At 37.0% G+C, this 15,783-nt stretch carries 18 protein-coding genes; 8 read left to right on the top strand and 10 right to left on the bottom strand.

Annotation, left to right across the window (positions count from 1 at the left end; all coding sequences use genetic code 11):
• Nucleotides 1-76: 76 nt before the first annotated feature.
• The 7 genes from QUE09_RS17445 to ectA form a co-directional block, all read right to left on the bottom strand.
• Nucleotides 77-808 carry a substrate-binding periplasmic protein gene (locus QUE09_RS17445; RefSeq protein ID WP_286234153.1) on the bottom strand — a complete coding sequence of 244 codons (732 nt, stop codon included), beginning with the start codon at nt 806-808 and terminating at the stop codon, nt 77-79.
• A 95-nt stretch (nt 809-903) separates the two neighbouring features.
• A complete protein-coding gene (locus QUE09_RS17440; protein WP_286234152.1) occupies nt 904-1,173 on the bottom strand; it encodes a hypothetical protein in 270 nt (89 codons plus the stop codon).
• Nucleotides 1,174-1,183: 10 nt separating this feature from the next.
• Nucleotides 1,184-2,599 carry a sodium/proline symporter gene (locus QUE09_RS17435; RefSeq protein WP_286234151.1) on the bottom strand — a complete coding sequence of 472 codons (1,416 nt, stop codon included), beginning with the start codon at nt 2,597-2,599 and terminating at the stop codon, nt 1,184-1,186.
• 20 nt (nt 2,600-2,619) lie between these two features.
• The gene (locus QUE09_RS17430; protein ID WP_286234150.1) at nt 2,620-4,053 is read right to left on the bottom strand and encodes an aspartate kinase; all 1,434 of its coding nucleotides are present in this window, start codon (nt 4,051-4,053) and stop codon (nt 2,620-2,622) included.
• 355 nt (nt 4,054-4,408) lie between these two features.
• Nucleotides 4,409-4,807 carry an ectoine synthase gene (locus QUE09_RS17425; protein WP_286234149.1) on the bottom strand — a complete coding sequence of 133 codons (399 nt, stop codon included), beginning with the start codon at nt 4,805-4,807 and terminating at the stop codon, nt 4,409-4,411.
• 31 nt (nt 4,808-4,838) lie between these two features.
• Nucleotides 4,839-6,131 carry a diaminobutyrate--2-oxoglutarate transaminase gene (ectB, locus tag QUE09_RS17420; RefSeq protein WP_286234148.1) on the bottom strand — a complete coding sequence of 431 codons (1,293 nt, stop codon included), beginning with the start codon at nt 6,129-6,131 and terminating at the stop codon, nt 4,839-4,841.
• A 9-nt stretch (nt 6,132-6,140) separates the two neighbouring features.
• Nucleotides 6,141-6,644: a diaminobutyrate acetyltransferase gene (gene ectA / locus QUE09_RS17415; RefSeq protein ID WP_286234147.1), complete on the bottom strand. Its 504-nt coding sequence runs from the start codon at nt 6,642-6,644 to the stop codon at nt 6,141-6,143.
• Between the two features lie 220 nt (nt 6,645-6,864).
• Between ectA and QUE09_RS17410 the strand changes: the two genes are divergently transcribed.
• The 5 genes from QUE09_RS17410 (at nt 6,865) to QUE09_RS17390 (ending at nt 11,452) form a co-directional block, all read left to right on the top strand.
• Nucleotides 6,865-7,284 (top strand): chemotaxis protein CheW, encoded by a 420-nt coding sequence (locus tag QUE09_RS17410; protein ID WP_286234146.1) that lies wholly within the window; start codon nt 6,865-6,867, stop codon nt 7,282-7,284.
• A 120-nt stretch (nt 7,285-7,404) separates the two neighbouring features.
• Nucleotides 7,405-8,193 (top strand): substrate-binding periplasmic protein, encoded by a 789-nt coding sequence (locus tag QUE09_RS17405; RefSeq protein WP_286234145.1) that lies wholly within the window; start codon nt 7,405-7,407, stop codon nt 8,191-8,193.
• Between the two features lie 292 nt (nt 8,194-8,485).
• The gene (pgi, locus tag QUE09_RS17400) at nt 8,486-10,120 is read left to right on the top strand and encodes a glucose-6-phosphate isomerase (RefSeq protein WP_286234144.1); all 1,635 of its coding nucleotides are present in this window, start codon (nt 8,486-8,488) and stop codon (nt 10,118-10,120) included.
• A 208-nt stretch (nt 10,121-10,328) separates the two neighbouring features.
• The gene (locus QUE09_RS17395; protein WP_286234143.1) at nt 10,329-10,574 is read left to right on the top strand and encodes a hypothetical protein; all 246 of its coding nucleotides are present in this window, start codon (nt 10,329-10,331) and stop codon (nt 10,572-10,574) included.
• A gap of 164 nt (nt 10,575-10,738) precedes the next feature.
• Complete coding sequence (locus QUE09_RS17390; RefSeq protein WP_286234142.1) at nt 10,739-11,452, top strand: helix-turn-helix domain-containing protein; 714 nt, start codon at nt 10,739-10,741, stop codon at nt 11,450-11,452.
• 4 nt (nt 11,453-11,456) lie between these two features.
• Here QUE09_RS17390 and QUE09_RS17385 read toward each other — a convergent pair whose 3' ends face one another.
• Nucleotides 11,457-11,657, bottom strand: coding sequence for a hypothetical protein (locus QUE09_RS17385; protein WP_286234141.1), 201 nt, complete (start codon nt 11,655-11,657; stop codon nt 11,457-11,459).
• Between the two features lie 361 nt (nt 11,658-12,018).
• On the opposite strand from QUE09_RS17385, the gene QUE09_RS17380 reads away from it, so the two are divergent.
• From QUE09_RS17380 to QUE09_RS17370, 3 genes are all read left to right on the top strand, one after another.
• On the top strand, nt 12,019-12,780 hold the full coding sequence (locus tag QUE09_RS17380; RefSeq protein ID WP_286234140.1) for a SapC family protein: 762 nt from the start codon (nt 12,019-12,021) through the stop codon (nt 12,778-12,780).
• A 98-nt stretch (nt 12,781-12,878) separates the two neighbouring features.
• Nucleotides 12,879-13,934, top strand: coding sequence for a coiled-coil domain-containing protein (locus QUE09_RS17375; protein WP_286234139.1), 1,056 nt, complete (start codon nt 12,879-12,881; stop codon nt 13,932-13,934).
• A gap of 55 nt (nt 13,935-13,989) precedes the next feature.
• Entirely contained in the window at nt 13,990-14,574 is a 585-nt protein-coding gene (locus QUE09_RS17370; protein ID WP_286234138.1) for a YjaG family protein, read from the top strand.
• A 7-nt stretch (nt 14,575-14,581) separates the two neighbouring features.
• On the opposite strand, the gene QUE09_RS17365 is transcribed toward QUE09_RS17370, so the two are convergent.
• Nucleotides 14,582-15,118: a hypothetical protein gene (locus QUE09_RS17365; RefSeq protein WP_286234137.1), complete on the bottom strand. Its 537-nt coding sequence runs from the start codon at nt 15,116-15,118 to the stop codon at nt 14,582-14,584.
• 70 nt (nt 15,119-15,188) lie between these two features.
• Nucleotides 15,189-15,779 (bottom strand): 16S rRNA (guanine(966)-N(2))-methyltransferase RsmD, encoded by a 591-nt coding sequence (gene rsmD, locus QUE09_RS17360; protein WP_350226395.1) that lies wholly within the window; start codon nt 15,777-15,779, stop codon nt 15,189-15,191.
• Between the last annotated feature and the right edge of the window lie 4 nt (nt 15,780-15,783).

Below are 15,783 nucleotides of genomic sequence, written 5' to 3'. Positions count from 1 at the left end.
TATATTTTAAGGTGATGGTTTTAAATATGTAGTGAACCGATAGAAAGGTTATAGTCTTAAGTAAATTCATGTCACATTACCACGCTTGTAAAATGTTTTGATATTCACCTGAGGCGATCATCTTGTTAAGTGATTGATTAAACTTAGCCGCAAGCGTTTTGTCCCTAATAACGCCTCCATAGTGAACGATTGGAAATAAGTGATGAACGGTAATTTCTTTTTCAGGATACAGTTTATTTATGATGAAGTTAATAACACGGCGTTCTCCAATGATGACATCTACGCGATTATTCACTAATAATTTAACCTGTAATTCGCGTAACCCCATTTCTTCATAGTTTGCTTGTGTCGTAATCTTTGCAAATTCTTCGCCTAATACTGATTTTGCGTGTTGGTAAGCAATGATTTTTTTACCAACCAAATCGTCAATAGTATTAATCTCTAGTTTGTTTTCTTTTAATGAAATTGCGACATCTTCAAACGGCAGGTACTTATCGGTTAACGTACCGTTTTTGAACTCGAAAGCTGCGGGGCTCGCTATATCGTGAATACCTTGATTGTATTGTTCAATTAACCTGTTATATGCCAATAAATGAAATTTAGGTTGATAACCTAAGCCAGAGAGTATGCGTTTAATTATTTCAACGTCTATGCCGGTAATGCCTTTTCCCTCCTCATAATACGCCCATGGAGAACCAAGATTTACCGCGACCGATATAGGTTTATTGTTGCTGAGAGAAGCTGGTGGGAATAACACAGAAAAAAGTAAAAGCAGTACAGCAGCTGAATTAATAAAGCCTTTGATCATAACCACCAAAAAAATTCAAACAAAGAGAGTATTTGTAATTATCAACACGGATAAGATTTTTAGCAACTTTTACTCTTGCGTTGCTTGTTTGAATACTAATTGTAGATTGCAAAGTACGCTAATTTTAGAATAACAGATCGGCCAAGTGATTTTACGACGAGTGCTATTTGAGCTTTATCTATGGGGGCATCATGTAATTCTTGGTTAGCTGTATTTACAAGCGTAAGCAAAGACGGTGTTTGATGAATAAGGTGAGCTAAGTCTTCATAACTTGCTTTTTTCAGCGCGCTAAGTGTTGTTTTGTTAATAGTTACTGCTGACTTAGCAACAATTTTCTCAGCGACTTCATCTTCAATAAATAACACGGTGTTGTATTTAGCCCTGCTGTGTGTTCAATGTAAATTTAAAATAGCGAATACCAATATATAGAATAAAAAGTCCAACAAGAATGCCCGGCAAGCCTTCATATATAAATTCTGTTAGTCCAGCCATACGCCAGATTAACGCGACAGAAAAACCAACAAAGATAGCGGTAATACTTAAAGCTTGATTAGGTTTTCCTCCCAAACTTTGTGCAATAAGCAATGGCGCAAAGGCACTCGCAAGACCAGACCAAGCCATAATGACCATGTTAAATACACTTTGCTTGCTGGTAAGTGCTAACAATAGTGCGATAAAGGTAACTAACATCGTAGTTGCTTTAAGTACCCATGTTTTTTCTATTTTTTTGGGGGCAATATCGTGGGTTACTGCTGATGAACAACTTAGTACTAAAGAGTCAGTTGTAGACATGGTGGCAGCGAAAATGCCTGCAAGAATTAACCCTACGAACACCTCTGGTAATAATTGTTGTGCTAACGTAGGTAGCGCGAGTTCAGCGTCAAAGCTACCCGTATCAGCAATAAATAACCTAGATAACATACCTACTGCGGTCGCCATACAATAAAAGCTTGTAAACCATAGATAGTACCAAAGCTTGGCTTTAAACATGTTATTTGCGTTGTTTAAGGTCATAAAACGCACCATAACATGGGGTTGACCTATAACAGAAAGGCCTGCAAATAACCAACTTACGATAAATAACCCTAGACCAAATACGCCTGGTAATAGGAGTTTTTCCGGCGTCCAGTCCATAAAACCATCTATCGCTGATAGCCCTTGATAAGCTTGATTTAATCCACCTAAATGCCCAATGGCAGAAAAGAGTAACACTGACATAGCAACAATCATTACGATTGACTGTGCGGCGTCAGTCCAAATAGAGGCTCTAATACCGCCAAAATAGCAATACATGCAAACCAATACAGCGCCGATAACAGCGCCATACCATAATGGCCAATCAAGTAGAACATGTAGTGCTTTACTACCTGCTAAAAGTTGTGCCGCTGCGTACGTAATCAAAAAGGCGAGAGAAATTAATCCGATAATTCGTTGTAAACCTTTGCCTGATTTTCCATGCCAATTACTGAGCACGCCAGCAAATGATACTTCCCCTGTTTCTGTCGTTGCTTCTTTGAGCTTTTTATGAACATAAAGAGAGGCTAGAAAGTCACCCAAAATCCAACCAGTCATCAACCAAATTGAGGCAAGTCCAGTAACATAGGTGTAACCAATAACACCAATAAACATATAACCACTATTATTTGTAGCGACTGCCGATAACCCTACAAGCCATGGCGATACAGATTCACTGGCAAGATAATAATCTGATTTGTTACCTTTACTTTTAAGTGCGGAAGAGAGTCCAATTAACGCGAATATCAGAAGAAAACCGATGAAAGATAACGTCATTATTATTCCTTTAATCTAATTTATGATGCGATACAAATTGCATCACCGTGGTCATGCACTTCAATTAGTTCTGCGTGTAAACCTCTGACTGCATCGTCATAATCAGATTCTTCTACAAAGAATTGAATATCCACTTGGCGCATTGCTTGATGAATTGATAATACGCTAATTTTTTGTTTAGCAAGCGCATTTACTGCTTTAGACAATAATCCAGGTATTTGCATATCGCTACCAATTGCAGAAATGATGGCGACTTTCTTTTGGTTAATTTCTGCTTCGGCAAACTCGGATTGAATTGCATCACAAATTCGTTTGATAGTTTTTAAACTAGCCTTTAAATAATGTGTGATGGTATTTGCATTAACATCTTTAGACACGATATAAGCTTTAAAACGTTGTACTGTTTTAAGAATCACCTGATCATAGTTATGTATATTACCAGCCATAGCCTGATCAAATACCTCAAGTGCATAAATACCTTTGCAACCAGCAATAATCTCAACGCATGGCGATTTACTAACGTAGTCACCTGTAATCAAAGTGCCTAAATGCTTAGGTTGAAATGTGTTTTTCACACGTAAAGGAATTTGACTTTGCCGTAAGCCTTTTGCCGCTTTAGGATGAATAGCTTCCATACCTAGGTTAGCCAGTTGATCGGCGACATCATAATTTGTTCTTCCAATAGGCACTGCAGATTTCTCGCCTACCAAGTTTGGATCAGCACTGCTGAGATGAAATTCTTTATGAATGATAGCTTCTGTCGCATCTGTTAATACGGCAATACGACTAAAAGTCATTTCGCTATAGCCACGATTAAATGTCGACATTAAACCTGTTTCACTATGCGCATAGCCAGTTACTATTGGCAGGCTAGTTGATAAGTCGATATCTTTAAACGCACGCTCGACACGTTCGTCTAACGACATATGTGACGTTGAGCGCCAACCTGTTAAGTCAACAAACACAGCATTTACACCGCTATTTTTCAATAATAGTGTGGTATTCCAAGCACTATGGGCCTCACCAATACTAGCGAGCATTTCTTTGACGGTTTCTAAATGAGACGTCAATGAAAAATGCCCATGCTGACAAAGTTTCTGCAGGTTTAACAAGCAATTTCTTGCATCTGCTAAACGTTCTTCAATAAAACTATTTGCGCTTGCTAATTGTGTGGGATCTGTAAATAAACGTTTATTTATTTCTTGTAGGCTAATTGAAAGCTGTTGGAACTGCTCTTGCCAGTTTGAATCAACCATACTGTCAGAAAATAGTGAATACACGCCCGGTTGAGCGCTTTTCTTATGCTCTAGCAGTTTATTGGTGACGCCTGCGTATGCTGATACAACAAAAATTCTATTGTAGGGCGTTGAAAGGTTTGGGTTTAAAAAGATGTTATCTCTTACGGAACTGTAATCACTCATCGATGTTCCGCCGATCTTTTCAACTGTATGCATGTTATTTCCTATTACGTTAATGTTTATGTTTAAGTAACGTTATAAGTTTGAGTTTTTTAATTTATTGCCCGTATTACGTAAGAAAGTGTTGAGCAAATCGTAGCTTTCTTATGTGTTGTTATTCAGGCTGAAAAATAAAAACTTGATCAGCAAGTCATCAATTGATCTAGGTTTTATTTCTCTTTCTGCATGCTGTATAGAATTTCTATATTTTTAGTAAGTTTTATCGACAGCGAATTAATACGAGATATTGCCGTGATGACTTCTTTTATTGCGTAAAACAATAAAAACCTACATAAAAATGAACGGTTACACTGGTAACCGTTCGAGATTTTCAATACTTAGCGGCATGCTATTAAATAGTCTCAGCTTCTAATTCGTATGAACCTTCTTTGTTGTGAATTTCTTTGCCGTTTAAAGGTGGGTTAAACACACAGGCAAATTGTATTTCTTTGAAAGCTCTAAGCATATGTTTGTCATGCTTATCTAGAATGTAGATTGTGCCTGGTTTAATCGGGTGTTTACTACCGTCTTCTAAAGACTCAATTTCGCCTTCACCAGAAATACAATATACTGACTCTAAGTGATTTTGGTAATGAAGAAAGAAGTCAGCACCTTCATAAATAGTTGTAATGTGGAAAGAAAAACCCATGTTGTCTTCTTTTAACAGTAGACGTGTGCTTTCCCAGTTGCCATCAGGAGATACGATACGGCGATTTGATTCGTTGGCTTTTGATAAGTTACGTACAATCATTATTTTTCCTACAATTTTTATTAAATTAATATTATGAAGCGAAGTACAACAATTCTTCTGGCATGTCATCGACTTTTGCACAGATTTCTTTTACTGACGCTTCGATGATATCAATACCTTGTTTTAAGTTTTCATCACTTATAATTAATGGACAAAATAACTTAATAACATGATCTTCTGCACCACTGGTTTCAATTAACAAGCCTTTTTGAAAGGCAAGTTTTGTAATGCGGCCAGCGATGTCGCCATTCACACAATTAATACCTTGGAACATGCCTCGGCCTTTAGCGGTGAAATTACCTTCGCCGTAGTTTTCAACAATGCTATTTAATCGTTTAGTGATATAGTCACTTTTGCGTTTAATCTCATTTGAAAAACTCGCATCTGACCAGTAATGTTCTAAGGCTGCTTTAGCGGTAACGAACGCCAAATTATTACCCCTAAACGTACCGTTATGCTCACCTGGCTTCCATTGATCTAATTCTGGCTTCATCAATACAACGGCAAAAGGTAAGCCGTAACCACCAAGAGACTTAGATAAGGTTACAATGTCTGGCGATAACCCTGCGCTTTCAAAGCTAAAGAAATCACCCGTACGGCCACAACCGGCTTGAATATCATCAACAATTAATAAGATTTTATGTTTTTTACAAACAGCTTCTAATTTCTTCAGCCAATCTATGCTTGCTGCGTTAACGCCGCCTTCACCTTGAACTGTTTCTACTAAAACGCCAGCAACAGAGTCAATACCGCTGCTTGAGTCTGACAATACTTTATCTAGGTATTCAGTGGTGTCTATGTTTTCACCGAGGTAACCATCAAACGGTAAGCGATGTACGCCATTTAAGCTAACACCTGCGCCACCTCGATGATGAGAATTACCTGTAGCGGCTAATGCACCTAAACTCACGCCATGAAAGCCATTAGTAAAGCTAATAATGTTATGTTTGCCTGTTACATTACGGGCAACTTTGATCGCTGCTTCAACTGCGTTGGTACCTGTTGGACCTGTGAATTGCACTATGTATTGTAAATCACGAGGTTTGAGAATTAATTCATTGAAGGTTTCTAAGAACTCACCTTTTGCGCGAGTATGCATATCTAGACCATGTGTAATGCCATCGTTCTCAATATATTTAAGTAATGCTGGCTTAAATGCATCGTTGTTATGGCCGTAGTTAAGCGTTCCTGCACCAGCTAAAAAGTCGAGGTATTTATTGCCATCTTCATCCCACATAAACTCACCTTTCGCTTTATTAAATACACGAGGGAAAGAGCGCGCATAACATTGTACTTCTGATTCAATTTCATTAAATATTTTCATAACAGTCTATTATTCACTTATGTTAAATGGGCCAATTCGTAGGAGCGATTCAGATTCATGCTCACCACGAAAGTGTGTTTGTTTATCGAGCCAAATATCGTGTGTTAATTCACAAGATAGTTTTTTAGATAGGCCTCTAAATAATGACCAAGAGGCTTGATTGTCAGGCGTTATTGTTGTTTCTACAAAGGAGATTTGTGCGTTATTAGGTCTAGCTAATATGGCTAAAAGCATGCGTGTTGCTAAACCAAGTCCGCGTGCCTGTTTATCTATTGCAACCTGCCAGATAAACAAAGTTTCTGGTCTTTCTGGAATAAGGTATCCAGAGATGAAGCCAACAACATCGCCATCAAGTTTTGCAACGATGGATGTATCGGCGAAGTGACCACACTGCAAAAAATTGCAGTACAACGAATTTGTGTCCAAAGGTGGACTGTTGCTGATTAATTCGTTGACTTCTAACCCGTCAATCAGCTCGGGCTTTTTGAGTATTAATTTTTCATTTATGTTCAAAATAACCACGCTTATTTAGTTTTAGAACTAACTAAAGTTGAGAACATTCAAGTGTTTCATCAACTACAATGGTTAGTATACTAATGTTATTTTACTTATGTAACCCTCTTGTATTAAAGTTTTTGTCGTATGAGTGTATCATTAAAACATTAGACATCTAAATATATGTGATGAATGCTTTGCTAGTAAAGACATTAGTGGTCATTTAGAGGATTAAAAATTGAGCGAAAGTCAGTGGATAAGTTTTGAAGTTGCAACGGAACGATATTTACATCCGGTATCGTCAATCAAAGAAATTCTTCCCTTTGAATTGCCAACACCTGTGCCAGGTGCATTGGACATAACTTTGGGGATTCAAAATATTCGCGGTAGCATAGTGTCTATTAATTCCTGTCGTAGGTTGTTGCATGTAGATACTAGGAATGAAGGCAGTGAAGGTAGGATTATTCTTATTGAAAATGGCGATGATTTGGTTGGGGTTGCTGTAGATTCTGTTGGTGAGATCATTAGTGCAGAACAAGAAGAAGTAGATTATGAAAGCAATGAAATTCGTAGTGAGTTTATTAAAGGAACGCTAAATAAAGACGGCGAACTATATATAGTCTCTGACTTTAGTAAGCTTGTTTTTGCAGCAGAGTAATCATTAAAAAATAGCTGTGATGAAAATTTATCGTTATTTGTAATAACTGTTATCGTTTTAAGCAGATTTCTTATTATTTGCTAAAGTTAGAGTACTGTTAAGCTAACAAGTGCAAATTCGATGGATCGACGACATATAAAGTACTTATTTTTTATTATTTATTCTTTTTGCTTCTCTAGCATTGGTGAAACATTCAAAATTTATGGTGTTAATGAACCACCAGCAAGCTATATCTCAAACAATGGTGAAGTCGCTGGTTATGTTGTCGATATTACTAACGCATTACTGCATGAGCTCAATATAAAAGCTGACATTGAAATTCTTCCCGAAGCAAGGGTATTAAATTTTGCCAAGAATAGAAAAAATATTTTGTTATTTAGCTTTTCTAGAACGCCGTTTAGGGAAAAGCACTTCCACTGGATTGGTAAGGTGCTCACAAAAAAATGGCAAGCATTTGCACTCAGTAACAGTTTACTAGAAATAACGTCACTTTCTGATTTAAAGCAAGTTGACCACATTGGCGTTGTGCGTGGCGATGTGCGAGAAGAGTGGCTAGTTAATAGAGGCTTTGATAACTTATATTCAGTTACCTACCCAGATCAAAATGTTAGACTACTTGCTAAAGGTCGGCTGCCGGTCATCATCTATGAACAACAAGGTATGAGTTACCTTTGCCGTCAGTTAAATATTGAAAATAACTTTAAACCTTTATTTACCGTCCATGAATCTGACGTTTACCTACTTATGTCAAAACAAACGTCTATGGCTGTTGTTACTAGAGTAAAAAAAGCATTTGAGCAATTAAAACGAAGTGGACGGTTAGCAGAGATAAGTGAAAAGTGGCTGTCTCAACTCGCAATCGAATATCCAGACATGTATGCGATCAAGGATGATATTCTAACCTTCTAATGCCTTCCTACTGATTATTATGTGATGATAGAACAGAAAAGTACGCTTTTTATTTTAAAAAGGTGAGCTGATACTTTCAGCTTTTTGGATAATTATGCATAAATGATGTAAAAAAACTACAAAAAAGCGTTGTTTTCTAGCTTGAATACCATTGTTAATGTTATGATTACCGAAATAAGCCACAAAAGTGGTGTTTTTTTTCATATTCAAATTATGCTTATTAATCGCTATCGATTACGTAGTAAAATATAATGAAATTTGAGCTAGCAGAAGGATCAAATAGGAGTTAGTTATGTTAACAAATTCACCACAGTGGCAAGCGCTTTTATCGCATTTTCAAGAGATTAAATCGACTCATATGCGCGATTTGTTTGCTGCTGATGAGCAACGATTTAAAAAATTCTCTGTAACAGCTTCCGGTATCACCTTAGATTACTCAAAAAATCAAATTACGCATGAAACAATGGGGTTATTGATCGAATTAGCGAAAAATGCGGATTTAGAACATTATCGAGAGCGCATGTTTTCCGGTGAACCTATTAATATCACCGAACAACGAGCGGTATTGCATACGGCTTTACGCAATTTTTCAGGGGATGCAATCACCGTAGATGGTCAAGATGTTATGCCGCAGGTGCATGCTACGTTAGAAAAAGTAAAACAATTTGTTAATGCGGTATCGAGTGGTAGTAAGAAAGGATATTCTGGTAAAGCGTTTACAGATGTTGTAAGTATCGGTATAGGAGGTTCTTTCTTAGGACCTAAAATTATGTCTGAGGCCCTCAAACCATATCGCCAAAAGCATTTGAATGTTCATTTTGTTGCTAATGTTGATGGTTGTCATTTACAGGATGTGCTAGCGAATTTAGATCCTGAAACGACGATGGTCATTACCTCTTCTAAAACATTAACAACACAAGAAACACTAAGAAATACCGAATCTGCAAAAGATTGGTTTTTACAAACGGCTCGTCAAGAAGATGTACAGTATAATTTTGCTTGTGTATCGACAAACATAGAAGCAGCGCAAAACTTTGGTATTGACCCAGATAATATTTTTCCAATGTGGGATTGGGTTGGTGGCCGATATTCAGTTTGGTCAGCGATTGGGTTACCACTGGCTTTAGCCATTGGTTTTGAAAATTATCGAGAGTTTTTACAAGGTGCATTTGAGATGGATCAGCACTTTACAAGTGCACCGTTAGAAGAAAACCTTCCTGTTATTATGGGGTTACTTGGTATTTGGTATCGTAATTTTCATGGTGCTCAGTCTCAAGTTTTATTGCCTTATTATCACTATTTACGTGGCTTACCTGCTTACGTTCAGCAGTTAGATATGGAAAGTAACGGTAAATCGGTCTCGTTAAGTAATGAAGAATTAAACTATGATACTGGCCCAATTATTTGGGGGAGTGAAGGTACGAACGGGCAACATTCTTTTCATCAACTTATTCATCAAAGTAAAACCCCTATTCCAGTCGACTTTATGTTGCCGTTACATCCTCATCATGATGTTGCAAATCATCATGATATGCTCGCCTCTAACTGTTTTGGTCAGGCGCAAGCACTTATGGAAGGTCAGTCTGAGGAGCAAGTGACGGCGGCAATGAAAAAAGCTAAATGTAGTACTGATGAAATTCAAAATTTAGCAAGCCATAAAGTCATGAAGGGTAACAAGCCAAGTAATACGTTATTATTTGAAAAGTTAGATCCAAAAACTCTTGGAAGTCTCATTGCACTCTATGAGCATAAAGTGTTTGTTCAAGGTGTTGTGTGGCAAATTAACTCTTTTGATCAGTGGGGAGTTGAATTAGGAAAAGCACTTGGAAATCAGGTACTGTCAAAGCTGTCTGATCATGATGAACCCTTAACGATGGATGGCTCTACTAATGCATTAATACAGCTTTTCCGAGAAAGACATAGTTAAGCCTATATTTAGTGCAGACTTTGAAAATCGATGCTGTTAAAAGCGTCGATTTTTTTGTTTGATAGAGCTTGGTTTTCAACTGTAAGTGAGTAGATTTTCCTCGATAAAATAACTTGATGGACTTTCCAGGCTCTTGAATTGTTGCTTTATTTAGGCAGCTGATTATAGTTTAAGTATTGCATTGAATAACGTTGGATTTCAGCGGCTAATGAATGATGAAAAAATAATAAAATTACTGAAAATATCGATAGTTATCGGGATAATTTTATTATTATTGGGTCATTATTTATTAAGCTATGCCAAGTTACCTGAAATTATGGGCGTTAAAGGTATTGTTATCAGTGCTGCTTGTATTGCATTTGGTTTAATCTTTTCATTACCCACTAAAATGTATTTGACCTTTTTGATTATGAAGCGAGAAAACAAGGCAAACCAAGATCAACAGGGAAAATAGCACCACATTTACGGTTTGCATTAATATTCTTCATTATGCCTCAATATTCATCTTTTTATTCCTGATATGATATTCAAGAATTTCGCTTGAACAGCGCGAGTTTTGGTTATTAATAATCAACACTTAACGTTAATCGTATGAAACTTTGGCGTAAAGGAATTAAGATGAAATTAGGTGAAAAAATAAAACAACTGCGACAACAAGCAGGTTTAACGCAACCAGAACTGGCTGAAAAAGCAGGTATCGAGCAGTCATACCTTTCTAAATTAGAAAATGATAAAGGCTCGCCGTCTTTTGAAATATTACATAAGATAGCCTCAGCTTTCGAAACAGATGTTATGCTTTTAATTGCTTCACTCGATAGTGATTATGTACAAACGCAATTAGGTCATTTGCCTGAAGTAGCAGCAGAACTTGGACGCAAACAAGAGAAGGCGCGACATAAAATGCGCACTGGATACATTAAAGCGGCTTTTGCTATTGTGTTTGGTTTAGCGTTTGTCATTCTTTCAAACTCCTCAGGTATATTTTCTCAAACTGTGTTTCAATATAAATCTATGGGGTTAATTAAACCGAATGAGCTTAATAGCCATTATTCCCCTGGTTCTATACATGCTATTAATGAAACACGCGAACATAGAATGGAGCGCATCGCAAAGAATAAGCATCGTATAAATGAACTATTAGTGATGTCGGATCGTTATAGAGGGGAAGGATTTGTGCAGTCTTACGGAGAAGATAGGCGCTATTTTTCTTTGGTGTCTGAGCGTGAACAACAAAGCCCGTGGCCAAGTGTTTTTCTGCTCTTAGGAATGGCAAGTTTAGCCACCGGCGGGTTGTATATGATCTACGTTTTTAAATTTATCCGTATTAAATAATGTATTAACCGCGATTATATTGACGATATTCTGGGTAACGTTCAATATAATCGCACCAGGTGCTAAAATTCTGATAATTATATCGCTTGTCATAAACTGTTATCCATTGTGACGTTGTAAATTGCGGTAAACGAAATTTTTTCTTAAAACCGTCAATTGCAACCCAGCAGGCTAACTCTCTATTTGATTCATTTTTTACCTGCATTCTTGGAAACCCTTTTAAACTATAGCCAAAAATAGATTTTATTTTGGGCTTATTAGCGTATGCCGCCGGTGCGAAGAAGCATGCGCACAGCAAAAGTAACAAAAAAACAGAGAAAATATTTTTGTTACATTGTAGGTGAAAATATGGGGTAATAAACTTCATTATTTTTAGCGAGTTAGGATTAAATACATAAAATAGATATCTAAAGATTTAGCCGATAATTGTTAATATTACTATATTTTTGTTAATTAGCCATTGAAAGCCACGAAAGGTGTCTATATAACTACTTCACTAATAGAAGTTCTGCGACTTATAGATAAAGAATAATACGCAGTAAATAAATGCTTAGAGTGGAATAAACATGACAAATATCGTAGCAGTAAAAAAAGAGCAACACCAAAACGTTAAAGTTGCTACTAAACGTGACTTAAGACAATTTGCAGATCAGCATATTGCACCAATCAATGTACGTGAATTTGCGCAAGCAGCAACAAGTTACCCAATCGTTTTTATTAAAGATCCTGATTCTGGACAATACCGCAGTGTTGTAATGTTAGGTCTTGAATCTGGCGAAAACTTATATCTTGATGGTGAAAAATGGCAAGCCATTTATATCCCACAAGCGATCTCGCTTGTGCCTTTTTCTTTAGGCTTAGATCCTGAAAAAGAAAACACCTTAACGGCTTGCATTGATTTAGATAGCCCATTTGTTGGTGAAGACAAAGACAATGCAATGTTTGATGATAAAGGCGAAGAAACTGAGTTTTTCAAAAACATCCATGACCAGTTAGGTCGTTTGTATGAAAACGAAATGACAAGCCAAAACTTTGTAAAAGTATTAACAGATAACGACTTGTTGCAAGAGCTTGAATTAAATGTATCTTTCTCTGACGGTCAAAATAAAAAGCTTGTTGGTTTATATGGTATCAATGAAGAGAAGCTGCAAGGCTTATCGGATGAGAAAATCGTTGAACTATACAAAACAGGCATTTTCTTACCAATTCACGCTATGTTAGCTTCATCAGGCCAAGTAAATCGTTTAGCACAATTACGTAATGCTAGCAGTAATGGTCAAAAAGTTGCCAATATTCAATATAGTGTAAAGCAACCTGAAGAGAAGTAATTTTCTAGTCGGTTTGTATTAAGGGAGCATATGCTCCCTTTTTTATTGTTAATGGCTGTGCTAGTTTTAAAGGTGGTGTTGGGACATCTGGAATTTGCATGGCAGATAAAAACGAGAATTCACATAGCATTGATAAAAAGCTTCAGGCACTGGCAAGCAGCATTACGCAGCAAGTTTCCGCTATTATTGAAGAGTCTGCTACTGATCCCCTTACGCCACAGCAAATAGACGCATTACCCCAAGTAGTTGCCTTAAAAGAAAAAATTTCTGAATTACAACGACGTCAACAAGAAGATGCTAAAACTTTTGAGCAACGAGAAAATAACTTTCAACAGCAGTTAGCTGATTTATCAAAACAAATATCGTCACAGGCCGACAGTAACGATGTCAGTGCCCTGGAAGCAGAATGTAAATCACTCAAAGAACAATTGGCTGAACAGGTTGCGCTGCAAGAGACTATTGATAAGAATGCTCAGGCTAAAACGGCGACGCTCGATGTTCAAAATCAACAAATTTCCCAATTAAATAGCCAATTAAACGAAGTAACGGCTGAGTTTGAACATTTTCAAGCAAATACGGAGCAACAGCAAGTAATTCAGCAGCAGCAATTATCAGATACAACAGAAGAGCTAAGTAATTTTAAAAAACTTTATGCCGAGAAAGAGCAAGATTTAACAAAACACCTCACAAAGTTTAAGCAATATCAAAAGCAGCAACACGAAAAATTACAAGTACTTGAAAACAACAGTCAGTCGTTAAACGATGAGATAGCAAATAAAAATGAGCATATTGTTTCGCTCATGGCTGAGATTACGCAACATCAAGAAAATACTGAACAGTTAGAAAAAAAAGTAACTGAATTAACCAACGAACTGACAGAGGTTAATCAGCAGTTAGCAACAAGTGAAGATTCGTTAGTAAAACTGCAGCAAGAGGTCACACAACATCAAGAACGCATTGAAAGTCAGCAAGCGAAAAAACAGCAACAAGAAACTGAATATGCTAAAGCGCGCGAAACAATAAAATATTTAAGAGATGAAAACCAAGAGCTGTCGGCTAAATATACGCAAACCGTAAATGAGCTTGAGCAGCAGGTTACGGAGTATCGATTACGATTTGAATATGCGCAGAAAGAACTCGCAAAAAAACAATGATCAGTTTTGTAAACTCAGTATACTGTGCGCCTTTAACAGTAGGTAACATAAAATCATGAGACTTCCCATAAAAAACTTAACGCCTTGGCAACAAATGGCCTTTGCTGCAACACTTATCGAAAGAATGTTACCTAACTATAAAATGTTTAGTGAAGCCACGAAGGTAGGAAATAGCAAAGTATTAAGAAATCAGCTTGATCTTATTTGGCAGCGGCTTGATAAAAAACAAAAAATAAATATTAATTGCGAAGTGCAATTAGAAAAACTTGAGGAGCAAATTCCTGATCCTGAAGCGTTTGAGTTTTTTGGCGTTTTTCCAGCACTCGATGCATGTATGGCGTTGAACGCGTTGTTGCAATACATACAACAAAAGGATGAAGAGTTGATCACGCAGGTTTCTAGACTGTCGTTGAATAGCGTTTCAGCTTATGTAGAGTTGTGCATTCTCGAAGAGCATGAAGAAATGGAAGATGCTGATGAATTATTAATACAACAGCATCCATTGATGACATGGGAAAAAGAGATGCAGAATGCTTTGTTTGATTTGTTACAGGCATCTTCAGAAAATACCAGTACGATTAAAGCGCTAAAAGAAATGGCTCTTGGCCAAGGCTATTCGAGCTTAGGTATCGAGTTATAGTACATCACTATTGTTTGATTTTTTCGATTGTTGCTCGTAAACCTTGCAAAGCAGAAACAGCAAAACCTTGATCATAGAAATAGCGAATTACACCTTGTTCATCAAGTAAGATTACTCGAGCATTATTAGGCTTTTCGTTGCCGGTAAATTGTTGTAGTTTATCACCTTGTTTATAAACCGTAATGACACCGGCCCACAAATCTTTTGGAATGCCTCTGCGCATACCTTCATTAATTTGGGTTTTAAACATTCTTGGAAATAAACCTTGAATCGTCGGAATTTCAAGTGCCTGAATATTAGTTTCGGTCATCTCTAAACCTATAAGCCAACGATCGATATCAAACTGACTATCTTGCTTGTAGCCAAGCAATAAAACGACAGGTTTATGTGTTAAATCTTCAGGCAAGCTTACTGTTTCTTTGAGTAAATTGGTGCCAATAACACTAGGAAAACGCTGATTCGTTAATTCTTTATTTGGGTATGTATTTGAGCACGCGCTTATCAGTAGTGTTAGCAGAATAAAAATTGTTTTTCGAATAAACATAACGTAATACCTTTGTTTTACTGGGCAATACGTTATGAACCAGAGGTAGAGATCACCAGAACAAGTAGAATTAATCGTCGTTTAACTTTTGAAATAATTGATACTTCACTTGTCCAGTTATTTTTTCTTTTATTAACTGCCAATTTTTAGGGATATCGACATCGTTATTTTCGGCTTCTTGTTCAATATAAATTAACGCATTTTTAGTTAACCAACCCATTTCTAAAAGCGATATAACCTTGGGTAAAAGTTGCTGGCGAAATGGAGGGTCAATAAAAACGATATCAAATGCAGTTTTTTCCTGGGTTGTTAAAAACGATAACGTATCGGTATGATAAACCTTGCAAGGCGTTGCTTTTAATAGTGCTTTGTTATTATTGAGTTGCTGTGCTGCCTGCTTATTTAGTTCTAACATGCACACACTGCTTGCGCCACGTGACATTGCTTCAAATCCTAAACTACCTGCGCCAGAGAAACAGTCTAAACAATGACTTTCGTTGATATATGGCATTAACCAGTTAAAGACCGTTTCTTTGACTCTATCTGTGGTAGGTCGTAACCCTTGCGCATCAATCACCGGAAGCTTTCGACCTCGATGTTTGCCCGCAATAATGCGAATACTGCCTGAAGGTTTAGTGTTTTTAGAGTGATTTTTTTTGATGCGA

Origin of the sequence: Thalassotalea sediminis (assembly GCF_030295915.1) — a bacterium.
Classification (GTDB): domain Bacteria; phylum Pseudomonadota; class Gammaproteobacteria; order Enterobacterales; family Alteromonadaceae; genus Thalassotalea_C; species Thalassotalea_C sediminis.
The sequence above is the reverse complement of the archived record's forward strand: the minus strand, read 5'-3'. Positions and strand labels throughout refer to the sequence as shown.

Coding starts and splice junctions, on each gene's coding strand:
- QUE09_RS17365 (WP_286234137.1), bottom strand. CDS start 15,118: ATGTTTATTCGAAAAACAATTTTTATTCTGCTAACACTACTGATAAGC.
- QUE09_RS17370 (WP_286234138.1), top strand. CDS start 13,990: ATGAGACTTCCCATAAAAAACTTAACGCCTTGGCAACAAATGGCCTTT.
- ectB (WP_286234148.1), bottom strand. CDS start 6,131: ATGAAAATATTTAATGAAATTGAATCAGAAGTACAATGTTATGCGCGC.
- QUE09_RS17385 (WP_286234141.1), bottom strand. CDS start 11,657: ATGCAGGTAAAAAATGAATCAAATAGAGAGTTAGCCTGCTGGGTTGCA.
- QUE09_RS17425 (WP_286234149.1), bottom strand. CDS start 4,807: ATGATTGTACGTAACTTATCAAAAGCCAACGAATCAAATCGCCGTATC.
- QUE09_RS17430 (WP_286234150.1), bottom strand. CDS start 4,053: ATGCATACAGTTGAAAAGATCGGCGGAACATCGATGAGTGATTACAGT.
- pgi (WP_286234144.1), top strand. CDS start 8,486: ATGTTAACAAATTCACCACAGTGGCAAGCGCTTTTATCGCATTTTCAA.
- QUE09_RS17405 (WP_286234145.1), top strand. CDS start 7,405: ATGGATCGACGACATATAAAGTACTTATTTTTTATTATTTATTCTTTT.
- QUE09_RS17435 (WP_286234151.1), bottom strand. CDS start 2,599: ATGACGTTATCTTTCATCGGTTTTCTTCTGATATTCGCGTTAATTGGA.
- QUE09_RS17390 (WP_286234142.1), top strand. CDS start 10,739: ATGAAATTAGGTGAAAAAATAAAACAACTGCGACAACAAGCAGGTTTA.
- QUE09_RS17445 (WP_286234153.1), bottom strand. CDS start 808: ATGATCAAAGGCTTTATTAATTCAGCTGCTGTACTGCTTTTACTTTTT.
- QUE09_RS17375 (WP_286234139.1), top strand. CDS start 12,879: ATGGCAGATAAAAACGAGAATTCACATAGCATTGATAAAAAGCTTCAG.
- QUE09_RS17380 (WP_286234140.1), top strand. CDS start 12,019: ATGACAAATATCGTAGCAGTAAAAAAAGAGCAACACCAAAACGTTAAA.
- QUE09_RS17395 (WP_286234143.1), top strand. CDS start 10,329: ATGAATGATGAAAAAATAATAAAATTACTGAAAATATCGATAGTTATC.